General features: G+C 72.0%; 10 protein-coding genes. 7 read left to right on the forward strand and 3 right to left on the reverse strand.

From position 1 onward, the window contains the following. The first annotated feature begins 57 nt into the window (after positions 1 to 57). The 5 genes from ACZ46W_RS12810 (at position 58) to ACZ46W_RS12830 (ending at position 10897) form a co-directional block, all read left to right on the forward strand. Positions 58 to 1719, forward strand: coding sequence for a glycoside hydrolase family 13 protein (locus ACZ46W_RS12810; protein ID WP_468335713.1), 1662 nt, complete (start codon positions 58 to 60; stop codon positions 1717 to 1719). Continuing rightward, a complete protein-coding gene (locus tag ACZ46W_RS12815) occupies positions 1707 to 2819 on the forward strand; it encodes a LacI family DNA-binding transcriptional regulator (RefSeq protein ID WP_468335716.1) in 1113 nt (370 codons plus the stop codon). The genes ACZ46W_RS12810 and ACZ46W_RS12815 overlap by 13 nt, the downstream gene beginning before the upstream one ends. 466 nt (positions 2820 to 3285) lie before the next feature. Then, a complete protein-coding gene (locus ACZ46W_RS12820; protein WP_468335719.1) occupies positions 3286 to 4980 on the forward strand; it encodes a carbohydrate-binding module family 20 domain-containing protein in 1695 nt (564 codons plus the stop codon). 91 nt (positions 4981 to 5071) lie between these two features. Beyond that, positions 5072 to 10450, forward strand: coding sequence for a pullulanase-type alpha-1,6-glucosidase (pulA, locus tag ACZ46W_RS12825; protein ID WP_468335722.1), 5379 nt, complete (start codon positions 5072 to 5074; stop codon positions 10448 to 10450). A 96-nt stretch (positions 10451 to 10546) separates the two neighbouring features. Then, complete coding sequence (locus tag ACZ46W_RS12830; protein ID WP_468335725.1) at positions 10547 to 10897, forward strand: 5-carboxymethyl-2-hydroxymuconate Delta-isomerase; 351 nt, start codon at positions 10547 to 10549, stop codon at positions 10895 to 10897. On the opposite strand, the gene ACZ46W_RS12835 is transcribed toward ACZ46W_RS12830, so the two are convergent. Beyond that, the gene (locus tag ACZ46W_RS12835) at positions 10898 to 12007 is read right to left on the reverse strand and encodes an agmatine deiminase family protein (protein ID WP_468335727.1); all 1110 of its coding nucleotides are present in this window, start codon (positions 12005 to 12007) and stop codon (positions 10898 to 10900) included. It lies immediately after the preceding gene. A 69-nt stretch (positions 12008 to 12076) separates the two neighbouring features. Here ACZ46W_RS12835 and ACZ46W_RS12840 point away from each other — a divergent pair, with 69 nt between their 5' ends. Then, positions 12077 to 12661, forward strand: coding sequence for a TetR/AcrR family transcriptional regulator (locus ACZ46W_RS12840; protein ID WP_468335729.1), 585 nt, complete (start codon positions 12077 to 12079; stop codon positions 12659 to 12661). Here ACZ46W_RS12840 and ACZ46W_RS12845 read toward each other — a convergent pair. Continuing rightward, positions 12646 to 13368: a TetR/AcrR family transcriptional regulator gene (locus tag ACZ46W_RS12845; RefSeq protein ID WP_468335731.1), complete on the reverse strand. Its 723-nt coding sequence runs from the start codon at positions 13366 to 13368 to the stop codon at positions 12646 to 12648. The genes ACZ46W_RS12840 and ACZ46W_RS12845 overlap by 16 nt on opposite strands. 73 nt (positions 13369 to 13441) lie before the next feature. Between ACZ46W_RS12845 and ACZ46W_RS12850 the strand changes: the two genes are divergently transcribed. Beyond that, positions 13442 to 13735, forward strand: a complete 294-nt coding sequence (locus ACZ46W_RS12850; RefSeq protein ID WP_366129241.1) for a hypothetical protein — start codon at positions 13442 to 13444, stop codon at positions 13733 to 13735. Between the two features lie 13 nt (positions 13736 to 13748). Here the strand turns inward: ACZ46W_RS12850 and ACZ46W_RS12855 are convergent, their stop codons facing one another. After that, positions 13749 to 14798 (reverse strand): PDR/VanB family oxidoreductase, encoded by a 1050-nt coding sequence (locus tag ACZ46W_RS12855; RefSeq protein ID WP_468335735.1) that lies wholly within the window; start codon positions 14796 to 14798, stop codon positions 13749 to 13751. Positions 14799 to 14801: the final 3 nt, after the last annotated feature.

Raw genomic sequence — 14801 nt, forward strand, 5'->3', positions numbered from 1 at the left:
TCCGGGCCTGTCACCGGGCCGGTCGCCGCTCCCATCCTTCTGATTCCCAGGGAAGACATGACCCAGCACCTCGCTGCCCCCGCCCCTTCCGCAACCGGCACCACCGGCACGCACACGGGCTGGTGGAGAGACGCGGTGATCTACCAGGTCTATCCGCGCAGCTTCGCCGACGGCAACGGCGACGGCATGGGCGACCTGGAAGGCATCCGCAGCCGGCTGCCGTACCTGAAGAACCTGGGCGTCGACGCCGTCTGGCTCAGCCCCTTCTACGCCTCGCCGCAGGCCGACGCCGGGTACGACGTCGCCGACTACCGCGCCATCGACCCCATGTTCGGCAGCCTCCTCGACGCCGACGCGCTGATCCGCGAGGCCCACGAGCTGGGCCTGCGCATCATCGTCGACCTGGTGCCCAACCACTCGTCCGACCAGCACGAGTGGTTCCAGCGCGCGCTGCGCGAGGGCCCCGGATCGCCGCTGCGCGAGCGCTACCACTTCCGCCCCGGCAAGGGGCCGGACGGCTCCCTGCCCCCCAACGACTGGGAGTCCATCTTCGGCGGCCCGGCGTGGACGCGGGTCGAGGACGGCGAGTGGTACCTGCACCTGTTCGCCCCCGAGCAGCCCGACTTCAACTGGGAACACCCCGCCGTCCGGGACGAGTTCCGCTCCATCCTGCGCTTCTGGCTCGACATGGGCGTCGACGGCTTCCGCGTCGACGTCGCCCACGGCCTGGTCAAGGCGGAGGGGCTGCCCGACATCGGCGCCCACGACCAGCTCAAGCTGCTCGGAAACGATGTCATGCCCTTCTTCGACCAGGACGGCGTCCACGAGATCTACCGGAGCTGGCGCCAGGTCCTCCAGGAGTACGACGGGGAGCGCGTCCTCGTCGCCGAGGCCTGGACCCCCACCGTCGAGCGCACCGCCAACTACGTGCGCCCCGACGAGATGCACCAGGCGTTCAACTTCCAGTACCTGGGCACCTACTGGGACGCCACCGAGCTGCGCCGGGTCATCGACGCCTCGCTCGCCGCGATGCGCCCCGTCGGCGCCCCCACCACCTGGGTGCTGTCCAACCACGACGTCACCCGGCACGCCACCCGGTTCGCCAACCCGCCCGGCCTCGGCACCCAGCTCCGCACGCCCGGCGACCGGGAGCTGGGGCTGCGCCGGGCGCGCGCGGCCACGCTGCTGATGCTGGCGCTGCCCGGCTCCGCGTACGTCTACCAGGGCGAGGAGCTCGGCCTGCCGGACGTCACGGACCTGCCCGACGAGGTGCGCCAGGACCCGTCGTTCTTCCGGGCGACCGGCCAGGACGGCTTCCGCGACGGCTGCCGGGTGCCCATCCCGTGGACGGTGGAGGGCTCCTCGTACGGGTTCGGCAGCGGGGGGAGCTGGCTGCCCCAGCCGGCCTCCTGGGGGCCCTTGAGCGTCGAGGCCCAGACCGGTGACCCGGGCTCCACCCTGGAGCTGTACCGCAGCGCGCTGGCCGTGCGCCGCGAGCAGCCGGGGCTGGGCGCGGGCGACGCGGTCGAGTGGCTGGACGCGCCCGAGGGCGTGCTGGCGTTCCGGCGCGGCGCCTTCGTGTGCCACGCCAACACCACGGGGCGGCCGGTGCGGATAGCGGTGCCCGGGCGGATGCTGCTCGCCAGCGAGCAGGTGCGCACCAGCGTGGACGGCACGGCCGAGTTGCCCGCCGACACCACCGTCTGGTGGGCGGTGTGACGATCCTGACGCCGCGCGGCGACGCGCGGGCCGCTGAGCCGCGGGGCGACGGAGGAGGGGGCGCCCCGCGGCTCGCGGACATCGCGGCGCAGGCCGGGGTCAGCGAGGCCACGGTCAGCCGGGTCCTCAACGGCAAGGCCGGCGTCGCCGGGCCCACCAGGACCCGGGTGCTGGCCGCGCTCGACGTGCTGGGCTACGAACGCCCCGTACGGCTCAAGCGGCGCAGCGCCGGCCTGGTGGGCCTGGTCATCCCCGAGCTCACCAACCCCATCTTCCCGGCGTTCGCCCAGGTCATCGAGCAGGTGCTGGCCGGGCACGGCTACACGCCCGTGCTGTGCACCCAGATGCCGGGCGGCGCCACCGAGGACGAGCTGGTCGAGCAGTTGGAGGAGCGCGGCGTCACCGGCATCGTGTTCCTGTCCGGGCTGCACGCAGACACCAGCGCCGACCCGTCCCGGTACGTCGAACTCGCCGCCCGGGGTGTGCCGTTCGTCCTCATCAACGGCTTCAACGAGCACATCGACGCCCACTTCGTCTCGCCCGACGACCGCTCGGCCGCCCGGATGGCCGTGGCACACCTCGTCGAGCTGGGCCACGAGCGGATCGGGCTGGCCATCGGCCCCACCCGGTACGTCCCGTCGCGGCGGAAGGCCGAGGGGTTCACGGCGGCGCTGCGCGCCCTGCTGGGGCTGAGCGCCGAGGAGGCCGAAGCGCGCGTCCAGCAGACGCTGTTCGGGGTCGAGGGCGGGCACGCCGCGGCCGGGACGCTGCTGGACCAGGGCTGCACGGGGATCGTGTGCGCCAGCGACCTGATGGCGCTCGGCGCCATACGGGCGGTGCGCGGGCGGGGCCTGGACGTGCCCCGGGACGTGTCGGTGGTCGGCTTCGACGACTCGCCGCTGATCGCGTTCACGGACCCGCCGCTGACGACGGTGCGCCAGCCGGTGCAGGCGATGGCGACGGCGGCGGTGGACGCGCTGCTGGAGGAGATCGACGGCAACTCGGTGCTGGGGGCACCTTCCAGCGGTGGCTGGGGGAGGACCGAGTTCGTGTTCCAGCCGGAGCTGGTGGTACGGGGTTCCACCGCGCAGCGCAGGTAGCCGCGGGGTGGCTGTGGGTGAGGGGGCCCGGGGCCTGCCCGTGATCGGGCGCGGCGGGGTCTTCATCGGCCCCGGGCCTCCCGGCTCATGACGACGGCCGGCCGCCTTCGGGTGACCGGCCCGCTCGTGTGACCGGCCGGGTCGGGATGACCGGCCCGGCCGGCCGGGCGCGTGGAGCCCCGGGGTACGGGGACCCTCGGCCGACCGGACCGGAGTCGTCGTTGAACGTAGCACCACTGCAAGGCCTTGCGAAAGGACTTGCAGCCATGGACCTGGTGGATTTCCGTCACGTGAACCGCATGTGTCCAAAGGGTTGACCCCATCCCTGGGGGCTCGTACGGTCACGACCGAAAACTGTTGCTGCTGTCTTGCAGCAAGAAGCTTCACCAGGGCCTTGCGGGCATGGCGCGTTGCCGTACGAGGCTGCACCGTCGCATTCCGCACCTCCCATTCCCCAGGAGGAACCATGGCCAGAAAGACCGTGGCCGCTGCACTCGCCCTCGTGGCGGGAGCCGCTGTGGCCGTCACGGCGCCCCCCACCCCCGCCGGGGCCGTACCGCCCGGCGACAAGGACGTCACCGCCGTGATGTTCGAGTGGACCTTCGCCTCGGTGGCCAAGGCGTGCACCGGCACCCTCGGCCCGGCCGGGTACGGCTACGTCCAGGTCTCCCCGCCCCAGGAGCACATCCAGGGCGCCCAGTGGTGGACCTCGTACCAGCCCGTCAGCTACCGGATCGCCGGCCGCCTCGGTGACCGGGCCGCCTTCAAGAGCATGGTCGACACCTGCCACGCCGCGGGCGTCAAGGTCGTCGCCGACACCGTCATCAACCACATGGCGGCGGGCAACGGCACGGGCACCGGCGGCTCGTCGTACACCAAGTACGGCTACCCCGGCCTGTACTCCGCGCCCGACATGGATGACTGCACCGCCCAGATCACCAACTACCAGGACCGGGGCAACGTCCAGAACTGCGAGCTCGTCGGGCTCGCCGACCTCGACACCGGCGAGGAGTACGTCCGCACCAAGATCGCCGGCTATATGAACGACCTGCTGACGCTCGGCGTCGACGGCTTCCGGATCGACGCCGCCAAGCACATGCCGGCCGCCGACCTGGCCGCCATCAAGGCCAAGCTCACCAACCCGGGCGTCTACTGGAAGCAGGAGGCGATATACGGCGCCGGTGAGGCCGTCTCGCCCAGCGAGTACCTCGGCAACGGCGACGTCCAGGAGTTCCGCTACGCCCGCGACCTCAAGCGCGTCTTCCTCGGCGAGAACCTCGCGTACCTGAAGAACTTCGGCGAGGCCTGGGGCCACATGGAGTCCGGCAAGTCCGGCGTGTTCGTCGACAACCACGACACCGAGCGCGGCGGCGACACGCTGAACTACAAGAACGGCTCCGCCTACACGCTCGCCAACGTCTTCATGCTGGCCTGGCCGTACGGCTCCCCGGACGTCCACTCCGGCTACGAGTGGACCGACAAGGACGCCGGACCGCCCAACGGCGGGAGCGTCAACGCCTGCTACAGCGACGGCTGGAAGTGCCAGCACGCCTGGCGCGAGATCGCCTCCATGGTCGCCTTCCGGAACGTGGCCCGCGGTCAGGGTGTCACGAACTGGTGGGACAACGGCGGCGACGCCATCGCCTTCGGGCGCGGCACCAAGGCGTACGTGGCCATCAACCACGAGACGTCCGCCCTCACCCGGACGTTCCAGACGTCACTGCCCGCCGGTGACTACTGCGACGTCCAGAACAACCGGCCGGTCACGGTCAACGGCTCCGGCCAGTTCACCGCGACGCTCGGCGCGGGCACGGCCGTCGCGCTGCACGCCGGGGCGCGGACGTGCTCCGGCACCACGACACCCGTCACCACCGGCGCGTCCTTCGCCGTCAACGCCACCACCGTCCCCGGCGAGAACATCTACGTCACCGGCAACCAGTCCGCCCTCGGCAACTGGAACCCCGCCGCCGCGCCCAAGCTGGACCCGGCCGCCTACCCCGTCTGGAAGCTCGACGTGACGCTCCCCGCCGGAACGGCCTTCGAGTACAAGTACCTCCGCAAGGACGCCGCCGGGAACGTCACCTGGGAGTCCGGCGTCAACCGCACGGCCACGGTCCCGGCCTCCGGGAAGGTCGCCCTGAACGACACCTGGCGCGCCTGACGAGCGCGTACCCCCGCCGCCCCGTGCCCCCTCCCGGGCGCGGGGCGGCCAGCAACCCCCTCTCCGTAACCCTCTTCGAGGAGATCCGGCCTTGATACGCCCCCGATCCCTGCCGCGCACGCGCGCCCCGCGCACAGCCGCGGCCGCCGCCGCGGCCCTCGCGGCGGCGACGGTCGCGGCACTCGTCCCGGCCCTGCCGGCGACCGCCGCGCCCAAGCCACCCGCCCCGCCGTCCGACGCCCGGCTCGCGGCCGCGCCCGCCCGCCACGACCTGACCCGGGAGCAGTTCTACTTCGTGCTGCCCGACCGGTTCGCCAACGGCGACCCGGCCAACGACCGCGGCGGGCTGACCGGCTCCCGGCTGGAAACCGGCTACGACCCCGCCGACAAGGGGTTCTACCAGGGCGGTGACCTCAAGGGGCTGACCGAGAAGCTCGACTACATCAAGGGCCTGGGCACCACCGCCATCTGGATGGCGCCCATCTTCAAGAACCAGCCCGTCCAGGGCGAGGGCAAGGACGCCTCGGCCGGGTACCACGGCTACTGGATCACCGACTTCACCCAGGTCGACCCGCACTTCGGCACCAACGCCGACCTGGAGCGGCTCATCGACCAGGCCCACGCCAAGGGCATGAAGGTCTTCTTCGACGTCATCACCAACCACACCGCCGACGTCGTCGACTACGAGGAGAAGTCCTACTCCTACCTCTCCAAGGGCGCCTTCCCCTACCTGACGAAGGACGGCGTCCCCTTCGACGACGCCGACTACGCCGACGGCACCAAGCCGTTCCCGAAGACCGACCGCGACTCCTTCCCGCGCACGCCGGTCGTCCCCGACGCCAAGAAGGACCTCAAGGTCCCCGCCTGGCTCAACGACCCCACGATGTACCACAACCGGGGCGATTCGACCTTCGCCGGTGAGTCCTCCGGCCACGGGGACTTCGTGGGCCTGGACGACCTGTGGACCGAGCGCCCCGAGGTCGTCGAGGGCATGGAGAAGATCTACCAGCGCTGGGTGCGCGACTTCGACATCGACGGCTTCCGCATCGACACCGTCAAGCACGTCAACACCGAGTTCTGGACCCAGTGGGCCACCGCCCTCGACGCGTACGCCGCCAAGCACGGCCGCGACGACTTCTTCATGTTCGGCGAGGTGTACTCCGCCGACCCGGCCGTCACCGCCCCCTACGTCACCCGGGGCCGGCTCGACGCCACCCTCGACTTCCCCTTCCAGGACGCCGCCCGCCGGTACGCCTCCCAGGGCGGCCCCGCCGCCAAGCTCTCCGAGCTGTTCGCGCAGGACTACCGCTACACCACCGACAAGGCCAACGCCTACGAGTCGGTGCCCTTCCTCGGCAACCACGACATGGGCCGCTTCGGAACCTTCCTGAAGCAGGACAACACCGGGGCCGGCGACGAGGAACTGCTCAAGCGCTACCGGCTCGCCAACGAGCTGATGTTCCTCAGCCGTGGCAACCCCGTCGTCTACTACGGCGACGAGCAGGGCTTCACCGGCGCCGGAGGCGACAAGGACGCCCGCCAGACGCTGTTCGCCTCGAAGACCGCCGACTACCTCGACGACGACCAGCTCGGCACCGACCGCACGCACGCCACCGACGCGTACGACACCGGCCACCCCCTCTACCGCTCCATCGCCGCCCTGTCCCGGCTCACCAAGGCCCACCCGGCCCTCCGCGACGGCGTCCAGACCGAGCGCCACGCCGACACCGGCCAGGGCGTGTACGCCTTCTCCCGCTTCTCCGGTACGGACGCGAAGACGCGCACCGAGTACGTCGTCGCCGTCAACAACGCCACCGCCGCGAAGAGCGTGGAGATCACCACCGACTCCCCGGGCACGGCCTTCACCCACCTGTACGGCGGCACGGGCACCGTCACCAGCAGCGGCGACACGCTGAAGGTGACCGTCCCCGCCCTCTCCTCCGTGGTCCTCAAGGCCGCGGGGCCCGTCCCCGCCCCGGCCACCGCGCCCACCATCGACCTCAAGGCCCCGGCCGCCGGAGCCACCGGCACCGTCGAGATCACCGCGGACGTCGACGGCGGCGGCCTGAACCGGGTCGTCTTCGCCGCCCAGACCGGCAACGGGAAGTGGCAGACCCTCGGCTCGGCCGACCACGCCCCCTACAAGGTCACCCACACCGTCACCGCCCCCGCCGGGACCGCCCTGCGCTACAAGGCCGTCGTCGTCGACAGCACCGGCCGCACCGCGAGCGCCCTCGCCACCACCACCGCCGGACAGGCGCCCAAGCCCGGCAAGCCCAGCGCCGTCGACCGCGACTACGCCGTCGTCCACTACCGGCGCCCCGCCGGCGACTACGACGGCTGGCAGCTCAGGTCCGGCTCCACCACCGCCGCGTTCACCGGCCGTGACGCGTACGGCGCCTTCGCCTGGGTCAAGGTCGAGGACGGCGCGACGTCCGTCCCGTACACCGTCGAGAAGAACGGCACCGCCGACGGGCCGCAGCGCACCCTCGACCTCTCGGCCACCGGCGAGGTGTGGATCACGCAGGGCTCCGACGCCCAGCAGAACAAGGCGCCCGACGGCGTCTACCCGCCGCAGGACCCGGGCAAGGCCGTCATCCACTACCACCGCCCCGACGGGAACTACGACGGCTGGGGCCTGCACACCTGGACCGGCGCCGCCACCCCCACCGACTGGTCCAAGCCGCTCCAGCCGGTGAAGAAGGACGCCTTCGGCCTCACCTTCGAAGTGCCGCTCGCCGCCGGAGCCACGTCCCTGTCCTACATCGTCCACAAGGGCGACCAGAAGGACATCCCCGCCGACCGGTCCCTCGACTTCGGCACGTACGGCAAGGAGGTCTGGCTGCTCACCGGCGACACCGGCTACCTGCTGCCCACCACGGGCGCCGCGCCCGCCCTCGACCTCACCAAGGCCGAGGCCCAGTGGATCGACGCCGGCACCGTCGTCTGGAAGGTGAAGGCCACCCCCGGCACCAGCCAGCAGCTCGTGTACGACCGGAACGGCTCCATCACCGCCCCCGGCGGCGCCCTCTCCGACGAGGGCCGCTGGCTGCGGCTGCGCCCCGCGGGCCTCACCGACGCCCAGAAGGCGAAGTACCCGCACCTCAAGGACCACCCGGCCTTCACCCTCGACCCGCGCGACCGCGACCGGGTGCGCGGCGCCCTGCGCGGCCAGGTCATCGCCACCCACCGCGCCGCCAACGGCGCCCTGCTCGCCGCGACCGGCGTCCAGATCCCGGGCGTCCTCGACGACCTGTACGGCACCAAGGCAGAGGCCGCGGCGCTCGGCCCGGTCTTCCGCAAGGGCACGCCGACCCTGTCGGTCTGGGCACCGACCGCCCAGAGCGTCGCCCTGGAACTCGACGGCAGGCGCGTGGCGATGAAGCGCGACGAGACCACCGGCGTCTGGTCGGTCACCGGCAACAGGAGCTGGCGGAACAAGCCGTACCGGTACGAGGTGAAGGTCTGGGCGCCCAGCGTCCAGAAGGTCGTCACGAACAAGGTCACCGACCCCTACTCCACCGCCCTGACCGCCGACTCCGCCCGCAGCCTGGTCACCGACCTCACCGACCCCAAGCTCGCCCCGGCGGGCTGGACGACGCTGAGGAAGCCGGCCGCCACCCCGCTGCGCGACGCCCAGATCCAGGAGCTGCACGTCCGCGACTTCTCGATCGCGGACCGCACCTCCAAGCACCCCGGTGGCTACCTCGCCTTCACCGACACCACGTCGGACGGCATGAAGCACCTGAAGAAGCTCGCCGGCAGCGGGACCTCGTACGTGCACCTGCTGCCCGTCTTCGACATCGGCACCATCCCGGAGAAGAAGTCCGACCAGGCCACCCCCGACTGCGACCTGAAGGCGTACGCCCCCGACTCCGACGAGCAGCAGGCGTGCGTGTCCAAGGCCGCCGCCAAGGACGCCTTCAACTGGGGCTACGACCCGCTCCACTACACCGTCCCCGAGGGCTCCTACGCCTCCGACCCGGACGGCACGCGCCGCACGGTCGAGTTCCGGCAGATGGTGCAGGGCCTGAACAAGGCCGGGCTGCGCACGGTCATGGACGTGGTCTACAACCACACCGTGGCGAGCGGGCAGTCGGACAAGTCCGTCCTGGACAAGGTCGTGCCCGGCTACTACCAGCGGCTGCTGGCCGACGGCACCGTGGCCACCTCCACCTGCTGCGCCAACACCGCCCCCGAGAACACGATGATGGGCAAGCTCGTCGTCGACTCGGTCGTCACCTGGGCGAAGGAGTACAAGGTCGACGGCTTCCGCTTCGACCTCATGGGCCACCACCCCAAGGCCAACATGCTCGCGGTCAGGAAGGCGCTCGACGCGCTCACGGTCGAGAAGGACGGGGTCGACGGCAAGAAGATCATCCTGTACGGGGAGGGCTGGAACTTCGGCGAGATCGCCGACGACGCCCGGTTCGTCCAGGCCACCCAGAAGAACATGGCCGGCACCGGCATCGCGACCTTCTCCGACCGGGCCCGGGACGCCGTACGCGGCGGCGGCCCCTTCGACGCCGACCCCGGCGTCCAGGGCTTCGCCTCCGGCCTGTTCACCGACCCCAACACCTCGAAGGCCAACGGCACCCCGGCCGAGCAGAAGGCCCGCCTCCTGCACTACCAGGACCTGATCAAGGTCGGCCTGTCCGGCAACCTCGCCTCCTACACCTTCACCGACACCTCGGGACGGAAGGTCAAGGGCTCCGAGGTCGACTACAACGGCGCCCCCGCCGGCTACGCCGCCGCCCCCGGCGACGCCCTCGCCTACGCGGACGCCCACGACAACGAGACCCTGTACGACGCGCTCGCCTTCAAGCTCCCGGCGGCCACGCCCCCCGACGACCGGGCCAGGATGCAGGTCCTCGCCATGGCGACCGCCGCCCTCTCCCAGGGCCCGGCGCTCTCCCAGGCGGGCAGCGACCTGCTGCGCTCCAAGTCGCTGGACCGCAACTCCTACGACAGCGGCGACTGGTTCAACGTCCTCAACTGGGACTGCCGGGCCGGCAACGGCTTCGGGCGGGGCCTGCCGCCGGCGGCCGACAACAAGGACAAGTGGTCCTTCGGCAAGCCGCTCCTCGCGTCCCCGTCCCTGACGGTCGGCTGCCCGCAGATCACCGGCGCCTCCGCCGCGTACCGGGACCTGCTGAAGCTGCGTACGGCGGAGAAGGCCTTCAGTCTGTCGACGGCCGACGAGGTGCAGGCCGCGCTGTCCTTCCCGCTCTCCGGCAAGGACGAGACCCCGGGCGTGATCACCATGCGCCTCGGTGACCTGGTCGTGGTCTTCAACGCCACGCCGAAGGAGCAGGCCCAGACCGTCACCGCCCTGGCGGGCACGGCCCACGCCCTCCACCCGGTCCAGGTGAACGGCTCGGACGCCACGGTCAAGGCCTCCTCCTACGAGGCGGCCACCGGCACCTTCACGGTCCCGGCCCGCACGGTGGCGGTGTTCACCCAGCGGTAGCGGACCTCGGGGGCGCCACGGTTCGGACACCTGTACCGGACCGTGGCGCCCCGCTCTATGGTGGCCCGGACACGTCCCCGACCAGGAGCGATACCCATGCCGCAGATCACCGTCGACTACTCCGCCTCCCTCGACGAGGACTTCGACCGCCAGGGCTTCGCGCGCGCCCTGCACCCCCTCGTCGTCGAGACGGTCGGTGCCCGGCTCCCCGCCTGCAAGACGCGCACGCGCCGGGCGGAGGACACCGTGATCGGCGACGGCACGGCCGACGACGCCCTGGTCCACGTCGGGATCGACCTGCTGGCCGGGCGCGGCGACGAGGCCAAGGCACGGCTGACGGAGGCCGTCGTCGCGCTCGTACCGCAGCACATCAAGCCCGCCGAGGGTCGTGTCCTGCACGTCTCCGCCGAGGTGCGCGACCTCGACCCCTCCTACCGTTCGAGCTGATCAGGCCTCCGGCTGCTGCTGGGTGGCGCAGTGGATGCCGCCGCCGCCCTCGGCGATGGTGTTGATCTCGACCGGGACCACCTTCCGGCCGGGGTGGAGCTCGCCGATGATCGACACCGCGTTGCGGTCGGCCTTCCGGTCGCCGAAGCGCGGGACGATCACGGCGTCGTTGACGACGTAGTAGTTGGCGTACGAGCCGAGGAAGTCCGGGCCGCGGCGGCCGAGCGCGGCCGGGTCGGGCTCGGGCAGGTCGACGATCTCCGGGGTCCGGCCCCGGGCGTCGGTCGCCGTCTCCAGCACGCCGCGGGCCTGGTCGTACACGCGGCTCCAGACATCCGGCCCGTTCGCCGGGTGCGGCCGGCTGAGCAGGACGGTGCCGTCCTCGCCGAACCGGGCCAAGGCGTCGACGTGGCAGTCGGTGATGTCCTGCCCCCGTACGCCCTTGAACCAGATCACGACGGAGACCCCGAGCAGTTCCTTCAGGGCCTGTTCGAGCTCGTCGCGTGACCGGCCCGGGTTGCGGTTGGGGTTGACCAGCGAGCTTTCGGTGACCATCAGCGTCCCGTGGCCGTCGACCTCCAGCGAGCCGCCCTCGGCGGTGATCGGCGCGTCGAGGCGGCGGACGCCCTCGCGGGCCAGGACGGTACGGGCGACCTTCGCGTCGCGCCGGTGGTCCTGCTTGCCGCCCCAGCCGTTGAAGTGGAAGTCGACGCCCTCCGGGCCGCCGTCCGCCCCGGTGACGAAGGTGGGCCCCGTGTCCCGCACCCACAGGTCGTCCACCGCGACGGGGATGACCTCCACGCCTGCCCCGCACGCCCGCCGGGCCGCCTTCACCTCCTCGGGGGCGGCCAGCAGCACCACGGGTTCGAACCCGGCGATCGCGCGGGCGACCCGGGCGATGTCGCCCTGGACCTCCTCCGCCCAGTCCGCCCACCCCGAGTCCGCAGGCGGCCAGGCCATGAATGTGCGGGCGTGCCGCCGGGCCTCCGACGGCATGTGCCGCCGCGCGGCGGGACCGTCTTCCTCCGGCGCGCAGCCGGTCGCCGCCACCGTCGTCAGTGCCACCGCCGCCCCCGACCTCAGCAGCGTGCGGCGGTTCGGTCCGTACATGGCTCGCCTCTCAGCGTCGGAAGAATCCTGACTGAAATTTCAGTCAGGAATCACGGTAGCATCGAGGGCATGTCCGATCGCCGTACCGCCATCCTGGAAGCCGCCGCCCGCGTCATCGCCCAGCGCGGCATCCGGGGCCTGCGCGTGGAGGAACTCGCCGAGGCAGCAGGCGTCTCCACCTCGCTGCTCTACTACCACTTCCGGGACCGGGCCGGTGTGCTGGCCCACACGCTGGAGTTCGTCAACACCCGCGCCGAGCGCTACACCGACCCCACGGCGGACCCCGGCACCGACCCGCGCGGCCACCTGGAGGAGATGCTGCTGCTGGAGCTCCAGGACACCCCGGCCGTCGTCGAGAACAGCACCGCCTGGGGCGAACTGCGCTCCACCGCGGTCTTCCAGCCCGAGCTGCGCGACCAGCTCCGCACCACCACGGCCCGCTGGACCGACTACGCGAGCGACCTCATCCGGCGCGCCCAGCGGGACGGCACCGTCCCCCCGGAGGTGTCCCCGGACGACGCGGCCGAACGCCTCACCGCGCTCGTCGAGGGCCTGAGCAAACGCTGGCTCAGCGGCTCCCTCACTCTCGACCGCGCCCGCGACCTGCTGCGCGGCGCCGTCGTCGTGGAATTGGGCCCTTACAGCACCGGCTGAGCCGTCACCGCCGGTACCTTCGGCAGCAGCGCCGCCAGCCGGCCGACCAGCTCGCCGAACGGCCCGTCGGCCGGCTCGTCCGCGAGCATCCGCAGCAACAGCGCCGCCATCTCCTCGTCGTACGCCGCGCTGACCGCCGCCAGCGCCGCGAAGTCGTGCACGAGCTGCAACTCCAGCTCCGCGCGCGGTATCCGGCGCCCGTCCAGCCACAGCAGCGCCGTCGACTCGGCGAGCGACACCCACGAGCGGACGACCAGCTCCAGGCGGGCGGGCGGCTCCGTGACGTCCAGGTGGGCCAGGATCTGCTCGTACGCGGCCTGCCGCACCTCGTCGATCATCGCGTTCGTCCTCGACGAGCCGACCGCCGGGCCGCCGCGCATCAGCGCCGAGAACCCCGGCCCGTGCTCCTCCACGAAATCGAAGAACCGCCCCATCACCCGCAGCAGCCGCGCCCCCAGCGGCCCTTGGCGCGGCTCCACGAACCGGCCGGCCAACTCGTCGGCCGCCCGCCGCAGCGCCGCCTCGTACAGGCTCTGCTTGCCCGGGAAGTAGTGGTAGACCAGCGGCCGGGATATCCCCGCGGCGGCGGCGATCTCGTCGATCGACACCTCGTCGGGGGAGCGGTGGCTGAACAGCTCCAACGCCACCCCGATGAGCTGCTGCCTGCGCTCCTCGACGCCCATCCTGCGCCGCGCCCCGGTCGTCATGCGAACAGCCTAACGTTCGCCACCGACTGCCCTTCGAACAGTGGCCGATACACAGTTCGCTACGCTGCCGGGCATGAGCATCTCCGACCCAGAAACCCCGGCACCACGCACCGGCCTCACGCCGCGCCAGGCCCGGCGCCTGCGGATCGCCGTGGCATCCGTCCTGCTGGTGTCGATGGCGGTCGTCCTGGTGCTCCGGCTGGCCAGCCGCACCTCCGTGCTGGTGGTCGGCGTCTACGGACTGGCGATGATCCTGTGCGGCGTCGTCATCGAACTCAGCCGCAACGGCCGCACCCGCCTGGGCACCTGGCTCCTCGGCGCCGGCCTCCTCGCCGCCCTGGCCGCCGACTGGCTGCTGCTGCCGTAGCCGGCGGACGTCGTCACAGGTCCAGCACCAGCCGTTCGCTGCGGCAGCGCGAGACGCAGATCAGCATCGTGTCGTGCCGCTCGTCGTCCGTCAGCAGCTCGTCCCGGTGGTCGATGTCGCCCTCCACGACGCGCTGTTGGCACGTCCCGCAGAAGCCCTGCTCGCACGAGTACGACACGTGCGGCACCTCCGCGCGCACGGCCGCCAGCACCGACTCGTCCGCCGCCACCGTCACCGTACGCCCGGACCGGCGCAGCTCCACCTCGAAGGCGCCGCCCGGGGCGGAGGCCGCGGGTGTGAACCGCTCCAGGTGCAACCGGCGCCCTTCCGGCAGCCGCTCGGCCACCGCGTCCATCAGCCCCTCGGGGCCGCAGCAGTAGACCACCGCCTCGGCCGGTACGTCGTTGAGGAAGGCGAGGTCCGGCAGCCCCGCCTCGTCCTCAGCCACGACCGTGACGTTCCCCAGCTTCTCCACCTCGTCCAGGAACGGCATCGTCGCCCGGCTGCGCCCGCAGTACACAAGCCGCCAGTCCGCGCCCGTCGCCCGCACTGCGCGCAGCATCGGCAGGACGGGCGTGATCCCGATGCCGCCCGCGACGAAGACGTACGCGGGGGACTCGACGAGCGGGAAACGGTTGCGCGGCCCCCGGATCTCGACCTCCGTGCCCTCGTGGAGCTGTTCGTGCACCTCTCGCGAGCCGCCCCGGCCGTCCTCGACGAGCCGCGTGGCCACGGTGTACGTGTCGGTCTCGGTGGGGTCGCCGCACAGCGAGTACTGCCGCACCAGCCCCGACGGCAGGACCAGGTCCACATGGGCGCCCGGCTCCCAGGGCGGCAGCCCGGTGCCCTCCAGCCGCAGTTGGACGACCCCGTCGGCGGGCGTGGTCCGCTCGGTGACCAGGACGTGGCGGCGGACGGTGGACGAGCGGCGGCCCCGCCCCGATATCGGCTCCTCCAGCGCGGGCAGCGGCCACAGCGGGGCCGCCTGGATGCGGCGGCGCACGGCCCGCTTGACGAGCAGGGCCGCTGTGGCGGCGAGGACGACGGTACGCGCGCGTGGCATGGG

The sequence above is a fragment of the Streptomyces sp. NPDC031064 genome (assembly GCF_055570965.1).

What these genes read in the sequence shown, in the direction of transcription:
- ACZ46W_RS12810 (WP_468335713.1), top strand. Translation starts at nt 58, where the DNA reads ATGACCCAGCACCTCGCTGCCCCCGCCCCTTCCGCAACCGGCACCACC.
- ACZ46W_RS12820 (WP_468335719.1), top strand. Translation starts at nt 3,286, where the DNA reads ATGGCCAGAAAGACCGTGGCCGCTGCACTCGCCCTCGTGGCGGGAGCC.
- ACZ46W_RS12830 (WP_468335725.1), top strand. Translation starts at nt 10,547, where the DNA reads ATGCCGCAGATCACCGTCGACTACTCCGCCTCCCTCGACGAGGACTTC.
- ACZ46W_RS12835 (WP_468335727.1), bottom strand. Translation starts at nt 12,007, where the DNA reads ATGTACGGACCGAACCGCCGCACGCTGCTGAGGTCGGGGGCGGCGGTG.
- ACZ46W_RS12840 (WP_468335729.1), top strand. Translation starts at nt 12,077, where the DNA reads ATGTCCGATCGCCGTACCGCCATCCTGGAAGCCGCCGCCCGCGTCATC.
- ACZ46W_RS12845 (WP_468335731.1), bottom strand. Translation starts at nt 13,368, where the DNA reads ATGACGACCGGGGCGCGGCGCAGGATGGGCGTCGAGGAGCGCAGGCAG.
- ACZ46W_RS12850 (WP_366129241.1), top strand. Translation starts at nt 13,442, where the DNA reads ATGAGCATCTCCGACCCAGAAACCCCGGCACCACGCACCGGCCTCACG.
- ACZ46W_RS12855 (WP_468335735.1), bottom strand. Translation starts at nt 14,798, where the DNA reads ATGCCACGCGCGCGTACCGTCGTCCTCGCCGCCACAGCGGCCCTGCTC.